Genomic DNA, 20,489 nt, shown 5'->3' on the forward strand with positions numbered 1-20,489 from the left:
CTGCACTCGATGATCCGGCGATCACTAATGAAAGCGCTGGGGGTAGATCTGATTAAATCTCACGCAATCAACGATATGAGGCCCACGTAGCCATATAAGTGAGGCTTTCGGCCCCCAATGTGCCGGCAATTCGTGCGATGAATCCGCGTTGGCACTCAAACCAGAGGAGACTTGGGACAGCGTGGGGCGACATGCAACAATTCCGCTGTTATCAAATTTTTCTTGCCGAGTGTGAGTGGCCGAAGGTACAAGGTCACTGCGGTCGACACACAGTCGACGCGGTGCTCCGGCGCCGCCCCGCGCCCTTCGACTTCTCACGACCCGACAAGGAAAGTCGGGATTCTCCGCAAGACGCGAACCATTTTGCGACCCGCCAGCACGCTGCTGGCGGGTCGCTGCTTTTCGGCGAACGGGTGCACTCGGGTACAACCGTGGCAGGTGAGTTCGACCGCCCAGGTGTTTCTCGTACCCGGCTTCTTTGGGTTCCAGACCATCGCTGGCTTGCCCTACTTCACGGGGGTCAAGCAGCTGTTGCGCGATCGCTTGGCCGAGCTTGGGGTGGCGGCCCGCGTCCACGCTCTGGACACGCTCCCGACCGCCTCGATCGAGAACCGGGCCCGCTACCTTGGCGAGCGAATCAGCGAGCGGGTGCCCGCCGATGGCTCTTCGATCCACCTGGTCGGTCACTCCACGGGCGGTCTCGACGCGCGGGTGTTGCTGAGCCCTGGCAGCCTGCCGGAGCTCGACGGCTTGCGCGCCCGCGTGCGCAGCTTGACCACGGTCTCGACCCCGCACCAGGGCACGCCGCTGGCCGACTACCTCGTGCGCCTCGAGGGCCAGAAGCTCCTGCGTCTGTTCGCGCTGCTGAGCGTGCAGGGCCTGCGCTTCGCCGGGCGTCCGGTCGCCAGCGCGATGACGCTTGGGCGGCTCGTCAGCCGGATCGACGAGCTGATCATGCTGCGCGAGTCGGCGCTCGACCGGGTCTACTCGCTGCTCGCCGATCCGCTCTCGAGCGAGCGCGTGCGGCCGATCGAAGAGTTCTTCACCGCCGTGCGAGCCGACCAGAGCTTGCTGCATCAGCTGCGTCCCGAAGCGATGTCTGGGTTTGATCAGCGGGTCCGCGGCAACTCGGGGGTCCGCTACGCCAGCGTGCTGACCCGCGCCCGTCCGCCGCGTCTGCGCGGGACCGTGGAGCTGGGCATGAACCCGATCGCCCAGGTCAGCCATCTGCTCTACCAGGGGCTGTACCGCCTGTGCGCGACCCAGGATCCCGACAGCTTCGGGGCCCCAACCGACACCCAGAGCGCGGCGCTGCAGCGGATCTACGGGAAGATCCCGGACACCCGCGCCAACGATGGCCTGGTGCCGACCCGCTCGCAGGTTCATGGATCCGTGATCCACGTGGCGCGGGCAGATCACCACGATGTGATCGGCTACTTCGATGATCGGCAGCACGATCCGCCGCACATGGACTGGGTCGCGACGGGGTGCGGGTTTCGGCATCCCGACTTTGCCCGGCTGTGGGGCGACGTCGCGCGGTTCATCGTGGGATGGGGTGGGGCCGCGGCACCTTAGCGGCTCGGTTTTTTTGGGAAGCAGAATTGAAAACGACCAGCTAGGCATGCCTGGCCTGGCTGGTCGTTTGGGGTTGGGCGCGACAGGACTTGAACCTGTGACTTCCACCGTGTGAAGGTGGCACTCTACCAACTGAGTTACGTGCCCGTTGACGGGACCGGGCTTCTAGCAAGCTTCGACGGTGCTTGCAAGCACGCTTGACCCAGGCGATCCTGCCCGCGTGAGTGAGTTCAAGCGCGAAGTCATCAGCACCGAGCGGGCCCCTGCGGCGGTGGGGAACTACAACCAGGCGATCGTCGCATCGGGCGCGACGCGAACACTCTATGCCTCGGGCCAGATCGGCTTGGTCCCCGGCAAGCCGGAGCTGGGGATCCCTGGCGACGTCGCTCAGCAGACCACCCAGGTCCTAGACAACCTCGCGGCCGTGCTCGCGGCCGCGGACATGAGCCTCGCCAACGTGGCCCGTGCAACGATCTACCTGGCGGACATGGGCGACTTCGCCACCGTCGACGGGATCTACGGCCAGCGCTTCGAGCCCGGCTCACACCCCGCCCGGGCGACGATCCAGGTCGCGGCCCTGCCCAAGGGGGCCCTGGTCGAGATCGACGTGATCGCGGTCGCGTGACGCGTCACTCGTCGTAGTTCGGCGGTGCGCACGCGGCATGTACACTCGGTCGGGCCCCGAGGACATGATTAAACTCGAAGCCAAGCACTGGACGGTCGTGGGCGACCTCATGGTTTCGTTCAATTTGCCCGGTCCAATTCCGGATGCGGTGTGGCGCGACTACTGCGACACGATCGCGTCGCCCCAGGTGCTCAAGGTGCTCGCCGCCTCGATCGGCGCGGTCGAGGTCGACAGCGGCCAACGCCAGCAGATCAACCTCGCGCTCCGGACTGCGCCGCAGACCATGGCCGCGATCGTGACCGACGAGGCGATCGTGCGGGGCCTGATGACCGCGACGGCGTGGCTGGGACGCGTCGATCTCAAGGCGTTTCCGTGGCACAGGGTCGCCGACGCGTACCGCCACCTCGCGCCAACCGGGATCGGTGAGAAGCAGGCGCTCGACCTCGTCGATGAGGTGCGCGCCCGGGTCGAGGCAGCCGAACCCCGGCTCGCAAAATGAGTTCGCAAGCGGGCGAGAAGCCCTCTCGCCCGAGCTGAAAACACTGGTTAAGTCCGGCGAGCGCAGCGCGTAGACTGTGATCGTGGCCGGGCAGGCGAGCGCGATGATCCGGCAGTGCACCGGCTGCGGCGCGTCGTCATGGTTTGACGGCCCCGCGCTCAGCACGGCCTGCAGCTACTGCGACTCGCCGATGGTCGACGAGGCTCGGGCAGCCACGGCGTTCCACTCGATCGTCCCGTTTCGCGTGCCCGAGCGGGCCGCCCTCGACGCGTTGCGTGCCTATCTCGACGGTCGCCGGTTCGCGCCGCGCGAGCTTCGTGACCTTCGACTGCGCCGCCGTGGACTGCGTGGGGTGCTCGTCCCGTTTTGGGTCTACGAGGGCGTCGTGCGCAGCGAGTACCGGGCCAAGGTCGGTGTCTACTGGTATCGGGAAGAGTCCTACAAGGACCCCAACGGCACCACCAAGACCCGACGGGTTCGCGAGACCGAGTGGTTCCCGCTGCGGGGATCGGCGGCGCGGCAGGTCGAAGATCACGTGGTCTCGGCTTCGGTCGGGCTGCCCGAGCGCGAGGCCAACGCGCTCGGTCCTTTCGATCTGGGATGGGCGACCCGCTATGATCCGCGCTTGCTCTCGGGCTTCGAGGCCGAGCTGCCGACGATCGACGAGATCGACGCCGAGCACACGGCCCGCGACGAGCTGCGCGACGCGGAGGCGTTTCGAATTCAGCGCGAGCTGCTGCCAGGCGACACCAACCGGGTAGATTGGATCTCCAGCGAGATCGACGTGAAGTCGCGGCGGCTCGTGCTGTTGCCGGTGTGGATCGCCACGGCGCGGCACGGCGAGCGGGTCGTGCGCTTGGTGGTCAACGGTCAGACAGGTCGGGTCGTCGGTCGGGTGCCGGTGTCAAAGCAGAAGGTCGCGGCGCTGGTGCTGGCGATCCTGACGCTCGTCGGCGTTGTCGCGCTGCTCGGGCGCTGGCTGGGAGCTTGGGCAGGATGAGCGATCTACTGCGATGTCTCGCGTGCGGCGGGTCGGTGGTCTGGGACGCCGCGCAGGTCGGGGCGGCGTGCCTGTTCTGCGGCACGATCGCGCTCGAGGTCCACGCGGCCAGCGAGCCGCTGCCGGTGCCCGATGCCTGCCTACCTTCAATGGTGTCGCCGGCCACGGCAGATGCACGGTTTCGTGCCTGGGCCGCGAGCTCGTGGCTGCGGCCCAAGGCGCTGCGTTCGGCGAAGATCACGGTCCAACCCGTGATGCTGCCCGCGTGGCGGTTCCACTCGCGGCTCGAGACCCACTTCGCGGGTCTTCGCCGAGCCAGCACCCGCTCGGGCAAGACGCCGATCGCCGGGGTGGACCACGTCGATCTCTCGGTCATGGTGCCGGCCTCGGCCGGGCTCAGCCAGGCCGAGCTGTCCGCGCTGCGACCCTTCGATGAGCACGCTGCCGTGGCCTGGACGCAGGCGCCAACGTCGAGCGATGCCGCGAGCATGAGCACGAACGCAAGCGTGATCTGGGAGCCGCCCGCGCTGACCCAGCAGGGCGCGCGCGTGCGGGCTCATCGCGAGCTCGCCAGCGAACACCGCCGCCGACTCATGCGGTCACAGGGCATGGTCAGCGCCAAGGTCAGCGCTGTGGTCGACGACCGCGACGTCCGCTTGTTGATGGTGCCTGTCCATATTGGCGTGTTCCGGTTCCGCGATCGGCCGTGGCGCTTCTTGATCAACGGTCAGACCGGCGAGGTCGTGGGTGACGCCCCGATCGACTGGTGGAAGCTGCTCGGGCTCGTGGCCGTCGCGCTCGCCGTCGTGGTGGCCGTGCTGCTCGCACGTCAGTGGACCTGACCCCAGACTCAGGTGGGGGTGTGGCTGGGGGTCTCGATCCCGAACGCAGACAGCACGGGCTCGGGGATTCGGCACGGCCGCCCGGTGTCGAGTCGGATGAACGCCCACGTGGTGACCCCACGAAGCACGCAGGTGGCGTCGCGGTGAATCTCGTACTTGCGCGTGGAGCTCGCCCGCGCGGTGCTCGAGATCCAGGTGCGCACCCGCAGCCGGTCACCCTCGAGCGCCGCGGCGAGGTAGTCGAACTCGTGTCGGCGAACCACAAACACGCCGCCGAGCTCCTGATAGCGGGCCCACGTCAACCCGACCGCAGCCGAGTGGGCCTCGGCTGCCTCGAGCAGCCAGCCTAGATACTCGAGGTTTCCGACGTGTCCGAGCTGGTCGATATCGGCGGGTGCGACCGTTCGGGTGAGTTCGAAGAGTTCGCTGCCCACGGGCGACCAGTCTACCAACGCGCCCGCGAGCGGGCGAGCGAGCAGCCTCGCCCGCGCGTCGTCGTGAATTGATCTTTGGAACAGTAAGTGTCCAGTTGGCCAATCGTGCGCGAGGCAATGAGTTCAATGCGAACCGAGCGCGAGCCAATGGGGTGCTTCGCCACAGTGGGCGTATGCCCATGTTCTGCGATCTCAAATACCACCTTTGAGCGCATGTCATTCGACATACTACGAGCTGCGGATGTGGCCTTTTGGGACTGTGTCAAGATTGCTGTACTCGCAAAAACGAGCAGCGCTCGGCGACATTCAAAACGCCACAATGGGGCATAAGACCACGTGTTTCGGTCGCTGTTAGCGAATGGCGGCCGGGCCGCGATCGCGGCACGAAGCCGGAATCTCGCATGAAGCACGTTCAAACGCCAAACGAATGCTATTCGTGGGCGTCTGAATAAAAGTTACACTTCAGCGCAACTAAGACAGGACAAGATCAGTGAATGCATGTAGTGTCATTCGCATGGAGCGTCGAAGTGGAGTTGTCAAAGTTGCCCTGGCCGCGGTCGTTGGATTTGTGGCAGTGCTCGGTTCACAGGTAGAGTCCGAGGCCAGCCAGTACCGGTACTTGTGTACGACGGCCCCGTTCGCGTGCGAGTACGCCCCCGCTACGGCGCCGGTCCTCAACGCAGACGTCTGCTACGGCCAGAACACCATCACGTTGATGGGGCCAGGGGGATGCAGCTCGTCCGAGTTCGCCGCGTGGGTCAAGACCGGTGAGGTCATCGATCCCAACACCAACGAGGTGCTGGCCTACATCCCGCTCGACGACGCGTGTGACCGTGGCTACTGCCTCTCCAAGGCGCCCGGCGATCCGCCGGGTGAGCCTGGCGCCATGTGTTGTGACCCCAGCAGCGGTGGCTGCTTCGAGACCTCGGCGATCTGCCCGCCCGATCAAATCGCCGTCTGGTGCCCCGACGGCCAGATCGCCACCGAGGGCGAGGATGGCGACTGGGAGTGCTCCGAGGGCTAGCCCAAGCAAGCGCAGCGGCCTAGCCAAATCAAGCGCAGCGGCTTAAATAGCAGACTTCGCACGCGCCGACTCGCGGCGGGCCAAGAGGTCCGTCTTGGAGATGTTCTCGCACGGCTTGGCAAACGAGATCGCGATGGCGTAGGCCATGCGCGCCTCGTTGAGCCCGCCCTGTTCGACCATCAGATCCGCCACGTCGGGGATCATGCCGCCAAAGACGCAGAACTCGGGCCCGGTCTCGCCCGCGGCGGTGATGAGCTCAGCCGCGTAGAGGAGGTCGTTGAGGGCCGAGCGGGCGTCACCGTCGGCGGCGCGCTTGCGGGCAGACTCGAGGATCGTGAGCGCAAAGTCGGCCCGCGGATCCAAGCTCGAGTGGGCCACGTCGACGGTGGGAGCCTCGGGGACGAAGCCCCAGCCCAGCGCAAACGCTGCCCCGATCGCCAACGCTGTCAGGAGCGGACGCCGGCCAGGTCGATGGTTGGCGGGGGCCGGGCGGTCGAGCGCCCCGAGCAGCTCGCCCAGGGTGGAGAAGCGACCGGCGCTGTCGAACTCCATGCCGCGCTCGAGGGCCTCGATGATGTGACGGGGGACCTGCTGGGCATGCATGCCCACTCGACCCTTCAAGTGCGCCCGCCCGGCGCGGATCGACCGGTAGCGAGCGAGCGGGTCGTCGCCAACGAATGGATTGGTGCCAGCGAGGGCCTCCCACAGGGCCACACAAAACGAGAACTGATCGCTGCGCTCGTCATTGTCGTGACCCGCGAGGCGCTCGGGCGCCATGTAGGCGAGCGTGCCCTCTGCGAACCGGCACGGCTCGACCTCCTCGTCGAGGCTGACGAGGTGGCGGGCCAGACCAAAGTCGATCACCACCACCCGGCCTTCGTCCGTGAGGATCACGTTGCTGGGCTTGAAGTCACGGTGGACCAAGCCGGCCTGGTGGGCGGCGTTCAGGCCGCGGCCGGCCTCGATGAAGCGCTCGATGATCTGCGCAGACGGGGGGCGCCGACTCAGCCACGCGCGAAAGTCCACGCCTTCGAGCAGCTCGAGCACCAAGTAGCGATGCCCGCTCGCCTCGCTCGACCCATGGCCGAGCTCATGGCCGAGCCCGTGCCCAAGCCCGTGCCCAGGATCATGCCCAAAGTCATGAATTGTCACGACGTTGCGGTGTGCGACCTTGGCCAGCACCTGGGCCTCGCGCTCCGCCACCGCCAGCTCGCCCGGCTGCAGCAGCTTGATGGCGACGGGGCGATCGAGGATGTGGTCGTGGGCCCGGTAGACCGTACCCGTCGCGCCGTGGCCAACCCGCCCAATGATTTCGTACCTGTTGGCCAGCATGACCTGCGCCAAGCTGTCGTGGTCGCAAGCGGGCGTGGGGCGCCCGCCATGACCGTTAACAGCTCGAAGTACGGCACCCATCGGATCTGTTCAATACCACAGCTCCACTGTAACTCTGGACATAAACTCGACTGCGTTGTGACCTTTGGTGAGACTGTAGTCATGAATCGGCGCGGCGCCCGCTGGACCGCAAGCGTCGAGTAGCACCCACACGAGGGACTTTGGAGTGAAGCGGGCGCTTCGCCGCAGCGTGGAATTTTGGGATGTCGGGGGTGTGGCATTCGTACGCATGTGATGATTCGTTGGCTGCAATGGCCGCCAGCGAGGGTGTGTCGTCACCCCAGCCGCGGACGGTGAGCGGGGGATGCCGCTGAGCCTCAGGGGTTGGTAGGGTGCGCCGGTGTCCTCAGAGCCGGAGCCGCCGGGCGGTCTCGAACCCAGCGCCGATCGAGTCGAGCAAAAGGAGCTCGCTAAATCTGCGCGTGTGCCCGGTGGGAGCGAGATTGCGCGCGACTGCGCGGGATCGCCAGACACGTCACCGACCGCAGATCAGACCGCCGGATCGCGCTCTGGTGTCGGCGCGGCGCTGTTCACAATCATCCTGCTCATCGTTGCGGCGGTGCTGACATCGAGGTGTGACCGATCCGAGCCGATGATCGGCAGCGTTGCGTCCGCCGACGCGTCCCCCGAGCTCGAAGCGGCGGGCCAACCAACCCATCAAACGGTGATCCGCGGGGCGGTGCGGCTCGAGATAGCGCTCGACGAGGACGACGCCGAGGGGGCGGGGGCGCCCGCGAAGCCGAGCGCGGCATCGCTGGCCGATCCCGAGCTCGCAGCAATGCTCGCCGAGGTTCCGGCGTGGAAACTCGAGCCGCCCGGCACCAAGGACTGCCGCGTCCGGGCGTGGCAGGCCGGGAAGTTGGTCGGGAGCGAGGTGACCTGCGCCGCGAACGGGGACTATTCGCTCGAGCTCGCGCCTGGGGTGACCGGGGTCGTGCACGTCGAGATCCTCGTGGCTGGTCACCTTCGCGGGCTGGTCGAGGCCCAAGTCGACGCCCCGGTCGGGGCGAAGGGGGAACAGGTCGTTGACGGCGTCCACACGATCGAGCTCGTCACCGTCGCGCTCGGAGAAGGCCACGTCGTCAGCGGTCAGACCGTTGACGCGCGCGGCGATCCGCTCGCCAACGTGCAGGTCCAGGCGCTTCCGCGTCCAACCATGGACGAGCCGATCCCATGGCGAACCGTCAGCGACGAGCAGGGCCGGTTCGAGTTCACGACGGTGCCCTACGGCCCGCTGAGCTTGCGCGGGATCAAGCCCGGCTACGCGCTGTCGGTGGTCGAGGCCATCTCGCCCGAAGACGCGGTGTTGATGGTGCTCGACGAATTGATCGATCTCGAGGGGGCGGTCGTGGCCACGCCCGAGCTGATCGCCCGCGCGGTCGTACGGCTCGAGGGCTCGTCGGTGTGGCCGGCGGTCGAGCGTTCGCTCGCCGCTGACGGCAGCTTCATCTTCGAGCAGCTCGCCGACGGGATCTACGGGGTCGAAGTCACGGTGCCCGCCAGCGAACCCGGCGGGGCCGAGTTTGCCTCGGTGCCGCTCGAGAACATCACCCCGGATCTGCGGGTCAGCCTGGCGCTGGTGCCCGCGTTTCGGGTGCCCGTGCGGGTCGTCGATCCCGACGGCGAACCGATCTCCGGGGCCCGCGTCACCCTTGGCTACAGCCAGATCGGGATGCTGCAAAAGACGGCCGAGACCGATCCGGACGGGCGCGCCCAGGTCGGCCCGGTGGTCCCGGGCCCGTACTTCGTCCACGCCGACGCGGACGGCTACCTGCCACCAGAGGCGGTCGAGGTCGAGGTCGGGATGCAGGGGTTCGAGGGCGCCGAGCAGGTCGTGGTGCTGATCCGTCCGGCCAAGCTCGAGGGCGTCGTGGTCGACGAGGACGATCGCCCTGTAGCCGGCGCCGAGGTGCTGCTCGACAGCGACGTCGCGTTCTCGGTTGGCGAGGGCGACTCGCGGCGACGGATGTTCGCGGCCGCGATCGGTGCGAGCGACGGCAGCCTCGGCGTGACCCAGGGCGCGGTCCTGGACATCCCCTTGTTCGCCGAGGACGAGGACGAAGGGGGGATCGGCGTGATCGTGACCGACGAGCACGGGCGCTTCGAGGTTGACTCGCTGCTGCCCGGCTCCTATCGGATCTGGGCGAGGCACGGCGAGCACGCCGGGTCGGCGGTCACGACCCTGGAGCTGCGCTCGGGTGAGGTCCACGCCGGCTTGAAGCTGCGGCTGCGCGAGGGCGTGCCGCTGACGGGGGTGGTGCGCAGCGCCAATGGCCAGCCGCTCGTCGGGATCCAGATTGATCTTGGCGACGGAATGATCCTGACCACCGACGATCGTGGCGTGTTCGATGCTGGGTTTCGCCGCGGTGATCAGCGCCTGGTGTTGCGCGGCGTGGGCATGATCCCCAAGCAAGTCGAGGTCGAGCTCGGTGACGCGCCCATGGATCTCGAGGTCGAGCTCTCACCCGCGAACGGCCGGTTCGAAGGCCGGGTCGTCGACGGCAACAACCAGCCGATCGCCGACGTCGAGGTCGAGCTGCGCCCGCTCGATGGTCTGTCGGCCTCGTTGATCACCTGGACCGACGCGCGCGGGCTGTATGGGTTTGACCAGCTCGCGCCGGGCCGGGTCCAGATCGACTTCAGCCATGGCGGGCACGTGCCAGCATCGAGTGACGCGGTCGTTGACGAGCGCGCGGGCCTGCGCCACGAGATCGTGCTCGACGCGGGGTGGGCGGCGACCGTGTTGGTGCGCTCGGCGGTCCGCGGGGATCCGATCGCCGGCGTCGAGCTGGTCGCGGGGCACGCCCAAGCAACAACCGACAAGCAGGGGACCGCGAGCTTGACCCAGCTCGTCGGTGAGTCCGCGCAGCTCGAGCTGCGCGCTGCCGGTTGGGTCGCCAAGACCGTCGAGCTCAGGCGCGACGGGGCCGCGCTCGTGCGCGTCACGGTCGAGTTGGTCGAAGGCGGGTCGATCAGCGGCACGATCGACGACGACGTTGGCGACCCGGTCGCGAGCGCGACGATCGAAATTCGCTCGACGCGCGGCGAGCTGCTGGGGTCGACCCGCAGCAACGGACGCGGCGAGTGGATCGTAGAGGGGATTCCGGCTGGCGACGTCGAGGTGCGTGCCGAGCCGCCGCCATCGTCGTCCGCGGTGCTTGCGCCAGTCGAGCTGCGATCCGATATTATTCGTGGTGAGGTAACAAAAGCGGTGCGGTTGCGATTCGATCGGCTGTGAGTTCTACTCTGCGTCCCTCCACCCGAGCTCGAGCCATCATGTCCAAGTCGAAGCTGTTCCGTGTCTGTTCGTCCCTCTCGCTGTTTGCCCTCGTTGGCGTGATGCTGCCCGCGTGCGCCAGCAATGCCGGCGACGGGGCCGCCAAGGGCAAAGATGGCGACTCCAAGCAGGCCGCCAACCCGACCGCCAAGCCCGAGGGTGACCCGGCCGCGGTCGAGGGCCAGCCGGTCGATGGGGACCAGAAGGTGGGGACCGCGGCGGGCGACGCAGCGGGCGACAACAAGCAGTACGCCCTGCAGATCGATCCGGCCGAGGGCAAGGTCGGCGAAGAGGGCCAGGTCAGCATTCGCGTGATCCCCAGCGAGACCTGGCACATGAACCTGGAGTACCCGACCAAGCTGCAGGTCACGGCGCCCGCCGGTGTGGTGGTCGCCAAGCCCAAGCTCGGCAAGGACGACGCGGTCAAGTTCGACGAGGAAAACTGCGAGTTCGCCGTCAAGTTCACCCCCTCCGAGGCGGGCGACAAGACCTTCACTGGCGAGCTCAAGTTTGCCGTATGTCAAGATACGGCCTGCGTGCCCAAGACCGAGACGCTCGAGTTTCAAGTCGCCGTCAAGTGAGCGGGCCGGGTCAGCCAGAGCTGCCGTAGAGCTGCTATGGTTGGCCTCCGTCCGGCCCAGGCCGGCGGGTCGAGAATGAGCCATGTCTGATCCGAGCCGCCCCCCCGCGTCCGAGCGCCTCGCCAAGCTCGCCGAAGTCGTCGCCAAGGACTTCGCCTCGACCGGGCGGATCCTCAGCTTCGACGAGTGGTTCGAGCTGCTCTTGGCCGAGCCGCGGATCCACGCCCGCAACAGCGCGCAGTACGTCCGCGATGCCCTCGACTACTTCGGTCGGTCGCAGGTCCGGACCCCGCAGGGCACGGTCAATCGGTTCAATCTGTTCGATCGCAGCTTCGATGACGGTCCACGCTTGGTCGGGCAAGAGCGCGGGCAAAACGAGCTGTACGAGGTCCTCGACGGCTACTGTCGGCTCGGGCGGATCGACTCGCTGGTGCTCTTGCACGGGCCCAACGGCAGCGCCAAGAGCACGCTGCTCGAGTGCCTGCAAGCTGGGCTCGAGGCCTACTCTCACACCGACGCGGGCATCATGTATCGGTTCGCGTGGGTGTTTCCAACCCGCGAGAAGGGCGGCAGCGGGATCGGCTTCGGCGCCGCGCCACTGCGCGAGATCCTTGGCGAAGAGAGCTTCGCCCGCCTCAACGGCGACGTGATCCAGGCGCGGCTGACCGACGAGAACAAAGACCACCCGATCTTCTTGGTGCCCCGGGCGTCGCGCCAGGAGCTGCTGCGCGAGGTGTTCGCCGACGACCCCGAGTTCGTGGTTCCCTACACGATCCGCAACGGCGATCTCTCGGCCCGCAACCGCAAGATCTTCGACGCGCTGCTGGCCGGCTACCAAGGTGATCTGCGCAAGGTCTACCAGCACGTGCAGATCGAGCGCCTCCACCTGAGCCGCACCTACCGATGCGGCCTCGTCGACGTCGAGCCCAAGCAGGCTGTCGATGCGCGCTCGTTTCCCGTGACCGGTGACAAGGCGTTCTCGCACCTGCCAGCTTCGGTCGCGGGCCAGGTGCTGTACGGCACCCAGGGTGACCTGGTCGACGCGCAGCGCGGGGTCATCAGCTTTTCGGATCTGCTCAAGCGCCCCTACGAGCACTACAAGTACCTGCTCACGGCAACCGAGAGCGCGCACGTGGTCCTGGACCACCTGCTGCTGGGGCTCGACGTGGTGTTCACGGGGTCGGCCAACGACATCAACCTGCTCGAGTTCCGCGCGCGGCGAGCCGCGGAGTACCAGAGCTTTCGGGCTCGCTTGGATCTGATCTCCGTGCCGTACCTGCTCGACTACCGGGTCGAGCGAAAGATCTATCAAGAGCAGGTCGGCGATCTGCTCCGCGGCGTTCACATTGCCCCGCACGTGCCCCGGATCCTCGCCCTGTGGGGCGTGATGACCCGGCTGCGGCAGCCCGATCTTGCCAAGTACTCGCGCAAGATCACCGACGCCATGAAGCGGATCGGTCCGCTGGAGAAGGCAGATCTGTACGCCTACGGCCGGGTGCCCTCGGGCCTGTCCAGCGAAGAGGCGCGCGAGCTGCTGGCCGCGGTGCCCACCATGTACGCCGAGCGATTCGAGCACGCGGTCGCCAAGAGCCAGGGCGCCGAGCACATCCTTGGCGACTACGAAGGCAGCTTTGGCGCGAGCGTCCGCGACCTCAAGAACGTGCTGCTGGCGGCGGCTTCCAAGCTGGGATCGGAGTCTGGATCCGACTCGGGCGTGGGCGCGGGCGCGGGGCTGCAGCGCGGCGACAACGGGCGCACCGTGACCGTGCCGGCGTTGTTCGAGGAGCTGCGCGAGTTTCTGGGCGACGCCGTGCACCATGGCTGGATGCACCTCGCGCAGACGGAGTCTGGCTTTCATCACCTCGACGGTGAGGGCTCGATCACCGAGTTTGCGTACGAGCGCTGGCTCGACCTCTCGGATCGAGAGGTCCGCGAGGCGCTCGGCCTGGTCCACGAAGATCGCTACCTGGATCTGTTTCGCAAGTACGTCATCCACGCGAGCCACTTCGTCAAGCGCGAGCGGATGTTCGACGAGCTGACCGGAAAGCTCGCCGACCCCGACGAAAAATTCATGCGCGAGCTCGAGAAGGCGATGGATCCCCACGCCAAAGACGGGTTTCGCCAGGACATCCTGGCCCGGATCGGCGCGTGGGCGCTCTCGCATCCCCACGAGGATCCCGACTATCCGGTGATCTTCGCCGACTACTTCTCGCGGATGCGCGAGGACTACTACCGGCAGCAAAAAGAGACGGTCCGCAAGGGCATCGACACCCTGCTCGAGCTGCTCAAGCAAGACGAGCTGCCGGAGTTCGACTTGGCCGCGACGGAGAAGCACAAGGCCAAGCACGCGCTCGAGGTGTTGCTGGGCGAGCACGATGGTGACGAACGTCGTGAGCGACATACTCGTGAGTCGCTCAATCAGACCCTGGTCGAGCTCAGCAAGCGCCGGTACTAGCTTTTACCCCCACATGGGGTTTCGCACTACGCAGGTCACTCGCTGCGCTCGCTCCCGAGGGGCAGGCTGTATGCGGGCGCATGTGTGGCCCCCTGGAAGGGGGCTCTCCTTTCTTTTACCCCCACAGAGGGTTTCGCACTACGCAGGTCACTCGCTGCGCTCGCTCCCAATGGGCTAGCTGTGCGCGATCGTATGTGTGGCCCCCTGGAAGGGGGCTCTCCTTTCTTTTACCCCCACAGCCGCTTTCGCACTACGCAGGTCACTCGCTGCGCTCGCTCCCGAGGGGTTGGCTGTATGCGGGCGCATGTGTGGCCCCCTGGTGAGGGGGCTCTTGTCTGGGCATCTGCCGCGAGTGGATGGGTCGCCAACAACGTGTTGGTTGTGGATGTTTGGTCGGCTTGTGGCTTGGATGGGGCTTGTCTGGGCATCTGCCGCGGGTGGATGGGTCGCCAACAACGTGTTGGTTGTGGATGTTTGGTCGGTTTGTGGCTTGGATGGGGCTCTTGTCTGGGCATCTGGCGTGGGTGGATGGGTCGCCAACAACGTGTTGGTTGTGGATGGTTGGTGGCTCGGGGCTTGGAGGGGGGGCGGGGATCTGTGATACGGGTTGGGCGTGCCTGGCTTCGAGGTTTCTGCTGCTGAACTGTCGGCCCGTGACAGCTATCGGTTGATGACTGATCTGGTGGCGCCGCGGCCGATCGCTTGGGTGTCGACCGTGGATGGGGAAGGGGGGCGCAACCTGGCGCCGTTCTCGTATTTTCAAGCTGTGTGCTCGAGCCCGCCGACGATCGTGCTTGGGATCAGCTGGCAGGGGGGGCGACCGAAGCACACGCTGGCCAACATCCTCGCGACCGGCGAGCTGACGATCAGCCACGTCAGCTTGCCGCTCGCCGAGGCGATGAACGCGAGCTCGGCGGACTACCCGGCGGAGATCAGTGAGTGGGATGCGTGCGGGGTGGAGGCGGCGCCGGCGGTCGCGGTCTCGCCGGCAAGGGTTGCGGCGGCGCTTGGGGGGGTCGAGTGCCGGCTGACCCACGCGATCCCGCTGGGGGCGACCAAGCTCGGGACGCCGTCGTCGACGCTGGTGGTCGCGGAGGTCGTGCACGTCTGGCTAGCTGATGATCTGGTCCAGCGTGACGAGCGCGGGCACTTGCTGCCGATCGATGCGGGTCGGCTGGGCGCCGTTGGGCGGCTTGGTGGAAGCAGCTACACGACCACGGCCGGGCGCTTCGAGCTCGCGCGGCCAGGCGCGCCGGAGTGACCCCCCACACTCTGCGGTGGCGTGAGGGATTGCGCCGCGGCCCCTTGGCTGGCATCTGAAACCTCCGACGGCATTCGCTGTACACTCGAACGAGCGCACGTGAGCGAGACCCAAACTCCTCTACACGCCCAGCGCGTGTCCCAGGCCCACACCCAGGCCCCTGCCCAGGCCCCAACCCAGTCACAGGGCAGGGAGCAGGTTGACCGTGGCGACGCGGCCGGCGCCTCCAGCTCGCGCGACTGGTTCTCCCACATGTTCGACGCGCTCCCCCACGACGTCGACATCTATGAGGTGGGCCCGCGCGATGGTCTGCAAAACGAGAAGACCGTGCTCCCGGTCGAGACCAAGCTGGCGATGATCGAGAGCTTGGTCGACGCGGGGATCCGCCGGATCGAGATCACCAGCTTCGTCAATCCGCGCTGGATCCCGGCACTGGCGGATCACATGGAGGTTGCAACGCGCCTGCGACGACGCGAGGGGGTTCGCTACAGCGCGCTGGTTCCCAACATGCGCGGGCTCGACTCGGCGACGCGCGCGGGCATGGACGAGATCGCGATCTTCATGGCCGCGTCGGAGACCCATAACCGCAAGAACATCAACAAGAGCACCCACAAGGCGCTCGAGACCTATGCGGAGGTCGTGCGCGAGGCGATGGATCGCGGCATGGCCGTGCGGGGGTACGTGTCGTGCGTGTACGGCTGCCCCTACGAGGACCAGGTCCCCTACGAGAACGTGGAGTACGTCTCGAAGGCGCTCGTCGATCTGGGCGTGTACGAGCTGAGCCTTGGCGACACGATCGGGGTTGGAACGCCGCGGCAGGTCGCGGGCATCTTGCAAGGGCTGTTGGGCGCTGGGCTGAGCTACGATCAGCTGGCGGTGCACTTCCACGACACCCGCGGGACCGCGCTGGCCAACACGACCGTCGCGCTGCAGCTCGGGATTCGCACGATCGACAGCTCGCTCGGCGGACTTGGTGGGTGCCCCTATGCGCCGGGCGCCTCCGGCAACGTGGCGACCGAAGACGTCGTGTACTTGCTCGATGGCATGGGCATTCGCTCCGGGGTGGAGCTCGATCGGCTGCCGGCGATCTCCGTGGAGATCGGGGCCAAGCTCGGGCGCGAGCTGCCGAGCAAGTACACCAAGGCCTACGTGGGCGCCTGCGCAAAATCAGGCGTCCCGGTGTGAGCGGGTTTGAGAGCGGCGAGCCGCTCTCAACCCCGGCGTGCCGCAGAGATAATCCGCAGGATCGCCGTGCTGACGCCCGAGCTGAGCTCGTTGATCGAGCCAGGGTCGACCGGGTGGCTGGTGCCGTGCGCCCACAACAACAGGGGGACCTTGGTGCCGAGGGTGATCGGCAGCAACAGCACGTTGCCCTTGATGCCGCCGAGCGCCTGCGAGAAGGCCAGATCGATCTTGCTGTCGCTGGGCGCGGGGCCGAAGTAAGGCGTGCCGCGCTCGAGCACCGTGGCGAACATCGACTGGCCGGTGCTTGGGATCCGCACCTGGCGGACAGCCTCGACCAGCAGATCTTTGCCGCGCGCGTCGAGGCCCCGCAGCTCACTGTGGCTGTGCACGAACAAGATGACCCGGTTGAAACCAGCGCCAAGGAAATCGAGCAACAAGGTGGTGACCTCGTCGCGATCGTTGACGGTCTCGAGGGTTGGAAGAATTTGGGCGAAGGCCTCTGGGGACAGCGGAGTCGGTTCGCTGGTGTAGCCCGCGAGCGGTGGATTCCACGGGGTGTGAGCGCGGGGGCGCCGGGGCCCGCGTACCCCTAGGGGAGCGCTCTGAGTCTCGACCACGGTGGGCCGCTCGTGGGTGTCGTCAGCTTGGCTCTGCTCGACCGGCGGGCTGGCGACGTAAGGGGTCTGAACCGGCGGCGCGGCAGCGGCAGGAGCGGGGACCTGGGCCGGTGGTGCGAGGTAGGGCGCCGCGGCTGGGGGCGCGGCGACGACCGGCGCGTGGTGGTGCGCAGCCTCGGGGTCATCGGCCTGTTCGAGGGGACCGCTGTTGATCTCTTCTGCGACGGCGTGGCTGTGCCGGATCGGGACGGCGTCGTCGTCATCGTCCGGGATCATGCCGACGCTCGTGCCGACATTCATGCCAACACTCATATACGGCGCGACCGGTGCCTGCGGTGCGACCGGGGCCTGCGGTGCGACCGGTGCCTGCGGTGCGACCGGGGCCTGCTGCGCAGCGCCGTTGGAGCTCGGCGCGCGGACCGGCTCGAGAGCGAGTTCGGTCGCTCGATCCGACTCACTCACGTTCGTCCTCGCGGCTGCCTGCTCACGAACGCGATGCTCGGGTCCGTAGTGTCGGTCGAGCGCGCGGCGCAGATCCGACGCGGATCCGACCGCCCGCACCAGGTAGGTCCCGCCCTGTTGGGTGAGCGCCTCGATCGCGCGCTCGTCGGTTGGATCCGACATCGCCACGGTCAGGTTGCCGATCTCATCGAAGCTGACCGGCACGCACTTGAAGTCCCACGCGAGCACCGGTGACAAGCGTGCGATCGTCTGGGCGTCGACGCGCTCGAGCAACGACGAGCGGACCCGGGGGATCATCAGCTTGCTGGCGAGAAACGCGACGAGCGTGTCTTCGTCCGCGAGCCCGAGCTCGAGGATCGCGTCCACGTGCGAGCTGGACTTCGCGGCCGCTTGCTGGTTTGCAGCGGCGACCTGGCTCTCCGAGAGGAGGCCAGCCCTCAGCATCATGGTTCCGAGCACGCTCATCTGTGCGTAGTTGAATCATCGTTCGTGGCGTGGCCCCGCGTCAACGCCGACCGCGCTGGCCAAACGCGCAGTCGTGCTAGGGGCGCTCGTGCTATACGCCTCCGCCGTGATCGACTTTGACCACAACGCGACCACACCGCTCGATCCGCGGGTCCGGGGCGCGATGATCGAGCTGCTTGGTGACCCCGCGCTCGACGGCAACCCGTCGAGTGTTCACGGACGCGGACGTGCAGCACGGGCGGTCGTCGAGCAGGCCCGGCGCGAGCTCGCGGGCGCGGTCGGTGCCGAGCCGCTCCAAGTCACCTTCACGAGCGGTGGGACCGAGGCCGACGCGCTGGCGTTGCTCGGGACCTGCCGAGCCCTGCGCCGGGCGGGCCGAGCCCACGGGCTGCTGTCAACGGTGATCGAGCACCCCGCGGTGCTCGGCGCTGGCGAGCGGCTCGAGAGCGAGGGGACCTCGCGGGTGTTCGTGGCGGTGGATCGCTGCGGTCGCGTCGATCCAGCGCGCGTTGTCGAGGCGCTCGTCGCCGCGCCGGAGCTGGGCGTGGTGTCGATCGCCGCCGCCAACCACGAGCTCGGCAATCGTTGCGACATCGCGGGCTTGGTCGCGGCGATCCGTGCGGGGGTCGATCGACCGATCGTGATCCACAGCGACGCGGTCCAAGCGTTCGGCAAGATCGCGGTCGACTTCAGCGCTTGGGACCTGGATCTCATGAGCGTGTCGAGCCACAAGATCCACGGGCCCAAGGGCGTCGGCGCGTTGATCCACCGCCAACATCACGAGCTCGATTCACTGTGGATCGGCGGCTCGCAAGAGCGCGGGCGTCGGGTCGGGACCGAGGCGGTCCCGGCGATCCACGGGTTCGGCGTCGCCGCCGGTCTCGTCGCCCGCGAGCTCGACCAGCGCCGCGCGAGCTTCGTCCCGCTGCGCGAGCAACTGTTGATCGGGCTGCGCGAGCGGGTGCCCGACGTGGTGATCCACGGCGATCCCGAGCACACCCTGGGCAACACGGTCTTGGCCTCGATCCCCGGCTGTAGCGGCGAGCTGCTGCTGATCAACTTCGATCTCGAGGGCATCGCCGTGTCAACCGGGTCGGCCTGCAACAGCGGCAAGCTAGCGGGCAGCAAGGTGTTGCTGGCGCTCGGGGCCGATCCGGCGCTCGCCGCCTCGGCCCTGCGCCTGTCACTTGGCAAGGACAGCAGCGCGGCGCAGGTCACCGCGCTGCTCGACTGCTTGCCCAGCATCGTCGAGCGGGTGCGTGCGCACGCACCCAAGCGCGGGGGCGCGAACTGATGCGCGTCGTGGTTGCGATGTCGGGCGGCGTCGACTCGTCGATCGCGGCGGCCTTGATGGTCGAAGCGGGTCACGAGGTCGTCGGCCTGACGATGGCCCTGTACGACGCCGGGACCCAGGAGCGACGCGGCCGTGGTGGGACCTGTTGTTCGCCGGCAGAGATCGATCTCGCGCGCCGGGCCTGCGATCAGCTTGGGATCCCGCACTACACCGTGGACGAGCGCGCCCGCTTCAGCGCCGCCGTGATCGACGACTTCGCGCGGGAGTACGCGGCAGGCCGCACCCCCAACCCCTGCGCGCGCTGCAACGAGCAGGTCAAGTTTGGCCCGTTGCTGGCGCGCGCGCGGGCGCTGGGGGCCGAGCGCCTGGTGACCGGCCACTACGCGAGGATCGAGTCTGGCGCGCTGCTGCGGGCCGCCGATCCAAGTAAGGATCAGAGCTACTTCTTGTTCGCCATGGATCGGGCGCTGCTCGACGTCGTCGAGTTCCCGCTGGGGACGTGGACCAAGCAGCTCGTCCGCGCCAAGGCCCGCGCCCTGGGGATGCCCAACGCCGACGCCGCCGACAGCCAAGAGCTGTGCTTCGTGCCTGGCGGTGACCACGGTGAGGTCGTCGAGTCGCGCGCGCGCGAGCTCGGCCTCGATCTCGCCGCGCTCGAGCCCGGCGAAGTCCGCGACAGCGCCGGCAACCTACTCGGCGAACACCGCGGCATACATCGCGTCACGATCGGCCAACGTCGCGGCCTCGGCATCAGCGCCGACCGCCCCCGCTACGTCCTGCGCGTGCTCCCCGAGTCGCGCACGGTCATCGTTGGGGACGCAGACGAACTCGACGTTCAAACCGTGATCGTCAACGACTTCCGTCGCCTCGCCGACATCGACGAATCCGAGGGCCTGGTCGCCCACGTTCAAGTACGCCATCGCGGCGCCCCGCACCCCGCGATCGTCGAGTTCGAAGCCAACCAGGCCCGGGTCCGCTTCGACACACCCGTCCGCGCCGTCGCCCCCGGCCAGGCCGCCGTCGTCTACGTCGGCGACCAAGTGCTCGGCGGCGGCTGGATCGGGAAGGTTTAGATCCCGAGCGTGTCGGCGAGGATGCCTTCGAGCTCGTCGACCTCTTGGAAGTCGACGACCAGATCCCGGAAGTCCTTGGCGGCCAACCCCATCGCCTCTGCGGCGCGGCGGAGGTAGCGATCCTCCGAGAGATCGATCTCTTCGTCCGACTCGCTGACGGCGGCGATCATCTCGAGCACCTTGCGGCGCTCGCTGCCCAAGCCCGCCAGGTTGCCCGCGGCTTTCTCGATGTTGAACGCGGCTGGCGAGAAGTCTTTGAAGCGGGCCTCGACGGCGGCGGGGAAGGTCGTGGTGCCGATCAGCTTGGCGAGCAAGCTGCGGATCTTCGCGGTCTCGTTGCCCTCCAGCCGCTTGTCGGCGTAGGCGGCTCCGAGCAGAAGATCGGTGATGGTGAGGATGTTGTCTTTCATGGCGCGTCGGAACCGGAG

Annotated in this window: 17 protein-coding genes and 1 tRNA gene; 13 read left to right on the forward strand and 5 right to left on the reverse strand. The window is 67.4% G+C overall.

Going from position 1 to position 20,489, the window contains the following annotated elements; all coding sequences use genetic code 11:
- The first annotated feature begins 438 nt into the window (after positions 1 to 438).
- Entirely contained in the window at positions 439 to 1,575 is a 1,137-nt protein-coding gene (locus DB30_RS11025; RefSeq protein ID WP_146658494.1) for an esterase/lipase family protein, read from the forward strand.
- Between the two features lie 74 nt (positions 1,576 to 1,649).
- Here the strand turns inward: DB30_RS11025 and DB30_RS11030 are convergent.
- A tRNA-Val gene (locus DB30_RS11030) sits at positions 1,650 to 1,722 on the reverse strand.
- A gap of 73 nt (positions 1,723 to 1,795) precedes the next feature.
- On the opposite strand from DB30_RS11030, the gene DB30_RS11035 reads away from it, so the two are divergent.
- From DB30_RS11035 to DB30_RS11050, 4 genes are all read left to right on the forward strand, one after another.
- Complete coding sequence (locus DB30_RS11035; protein ID WP_052548359.1) at positions 1,796 to 2,200, forward strand: Rid family detoxifying hydrolase; 405 nt, start codon at positions 1,796 to 1,798, stop codon at positions 2,198 to 2,200.
- Between the two features lie 37 nt (positions 2,201 to 2,237).
- Complete coding sequence (locus DB30_RS11040; RefSeq protein WP_052548360.1) at positions 2,238 to 2,699, forward strand: hypothetical protein; 462 nt, start codon at positions 2,238 to 2,240, stop codon at positions 2,697 to 2,699.
- An 82-nt stretch (positions 2,700 to 2,781) separates the two neighbouring features.
- Complete coding sequence (locus DB30_RS11045; protein WP_146658495.1) at positions 2,782 to 3,699, forward strand: hypothetical protein; 918 nt, start codon at positions 2,782 to 2,784, stop codon at positions 3,697 to 3,699.
- Positions 3,696 to 4,541 carry a hypothetical protein gene (locus tag DB30_RS11050; protein WP_052548362.1) on the forward strand — a complete coding sequence of 282 codons (846 nt, stop codon included), beginning with the start codon at positions 3,696 to 3,698 and terminating at the stop codon, positions 4,539 to 4,541. The genes DB30_RS11045 and DB30_RS11050 overlap by 4 nt, the downstream gene beginning before the upstream one ends.
- Before the next feature lie 8 nt (positions 4,542 to 4,549).
- Here the strand turns inward: DB30_RS11050 and DB30_RS11055 are convergent, their stop codons facing one another.
- A complete protein-coding gene (locus tag DB30_RS11055; RefSeq protein ID WP_052548363.1) occupies positions 4,550 to 4,975 on the reverse strand; it encodes an acyl-CoA thioesterase in 426 nt (141 codons plus the stop codon).
- 574 nt (positions 4,976 to 5,549) lie between these two features.
- On the opposite strand from DB30_RS11055, the gene DB30_RS11060 reads away from it, so the two are divergent.
- A complete protein-coding gene (locus DB30_RS11060; protein WP_052548364.1) occupies positions 5,550 to 5,999 on the forward strand; it encodes a hypothetical protein in 450 nt (149 codons plus the stop codon).
- 42 nt (positions 6,000 to 6,041) lie between these two features.
- On the opposite strand, the gene DB30_RS11065 is transcribed toward DB30_RS11060, so the two are convergent.
- Positions 6,042 to 7,331, reverse strand: a complete 1,290-nt coding sequence (locus DB30_RS11065) for a serine/threonine-protein kinase (protein ID WP_165703704.1) — start codon at positions 7,329 to 7,331, stop codon at positions 6,042 to 6,044.
- A gap of 400 nt (positions 7,332 to 7,731) precedes the next feature.
- On the opposite strand from DB30_RS11065, the gene DB30_RS11070 reads away from it, so the two are divergent.
- The 5 genes from DB30_RS11070 (at position 7,732) to DB30_RS11090 (ending at position 16,150) form a co-directional block, all read left to right on the forward strand.
- Entirely contained in the window at positions 7,732 to 10,629 is a 2,898-nt protein-coding gene (locus tag DB30_RS11070; protein ID WP_146658498.1) for an MSCRAMM family protein, read from the forward strand.
- 38 nt (positions 10,630 to 10,667) lie between these two features.
- Positions 10,668 to 11,249: a protein-disulfide reductase DsbD family protein gene (locus DB30_RS11075; RefSeq protein ID WP_052548367.1), complete on the forward strand. Its 582-nt coding sequence runs from the start codon at positions 10,668 to 10,670 to the stop codon at positions 11,247 to 11,249.
- Positions 11,250 to 11,331: 82 nt separating this feature from the next.
- Entirely contained in the window at positions 11,332 to 13,704 is a 2,373-nt protein-coding gene (locus DB30_RS11080) for a serine protein kinase (RefSeq protein ID WP_052548368.1), read from the forward strand.
- Between the two features lie 670 nt (positions 13,705 to 14,374).
- Positions 14,375 to 14,965 carry a flavin reductase family protein gene (locus DB30_RS11085; protein WP_146658499.1) on the forward strand — a complete coding sequence of 197 codons (591 nt, stop codon included), beginning with the start codon at positions 14,375 to 14,377 and terminating at the stop codon, positions 14,963 to 14,965.
- Positions 14,966 to 15,217: 252 nt separating this feature from the next.
- On the forward strand, positions 15,218 to 16,150 hold the full coding sequence (locus tag DB30_RS11090) for a hydroxymethylglutaryl-CoA lyase (RefSeq protein WP_052548370.1): 933 nt from the start codon (positions 15,218 to 15,220) through the stop codon (positions 16,148 to 16,150).
- Between the two features lie 26 nt (positions 16,151 to 16,176).
- On the opposite strand, the gene DB30_RS42755 is transcribed toward DB30_RS11090, so the two are convergent.
- On the reverse strand, positions 16,177 to 17,694 hold the full coding sequence (locus DB30_RS42755) for a GspE/PulE/PilB domain-containing protein (RefSeq protein ID WP_052548371.1): 1,518 nt from the start codon (positions 17,692 to 17,694) through the stop codon (positions 16,177 to 16,179).
- A 106-nt stretch (positions 17,695 to 17,800) separates the two neighbouring features.
- Here DB30_RS42755 and DB30_RS11100 point away from each other — a divergent pair, with 106 nt between their 5' ends.
- Entirely contained in the window at positions 17,801 to 18,988 is a 1,188-nt protein-coding gene (locus DB30_RS11100) for a cysteine desulfurase family protein (protein WP_052548372.1), read from the forward strand.
- Positions 18,988 to 20,061 carry a tRNA 2-thiouridine(34) synthase MnmA gene (gene mnmA / locus DB30_RS11105; RefSeq protein WP_052548373.1) on the forward strand — a complete coding sequence of 358 codons (1,074 nt, stop codon included), beginning with the start codon at positions 18,988 to 18,990 and terminating at the stop codon, positions 20,059 to 20,061. The genes DB30_RS11100 and mnmA overlap by 1 nt, the downstream gene beginning before the upstream one ends.
- On the opposite strand, the gene DB30_RS11110 is transcribed toward mnmA, so the two are convergent.
- On the reverse strand, positions 20,058 to 20,471 hold the full coding sequence (locus DB30_RS11110) for a TerB family tellurite resistance protein (RefSeq protein WP_052548374.1): 414 nt from the start codon (positions 20,469 to 20,471) through the stop codon (positions 20,058 to 20,060). The genes mnmA and DB30_RS11110 overlap by 4 nt on opposite strands.
- Between the last annotated feature and the right edge of the window lie 18 nt (positions 20,472 to 20,489).

Source organism: Enhygromyxa salina, from assembly GCF_000737335.2.
GTDB classification, from domain to species: Bacteria; Myxococcota_A; Polyangia; order Nannocystales; family Nannocystaceae; genus Plesiocystis; species Plesiocystis salina_C.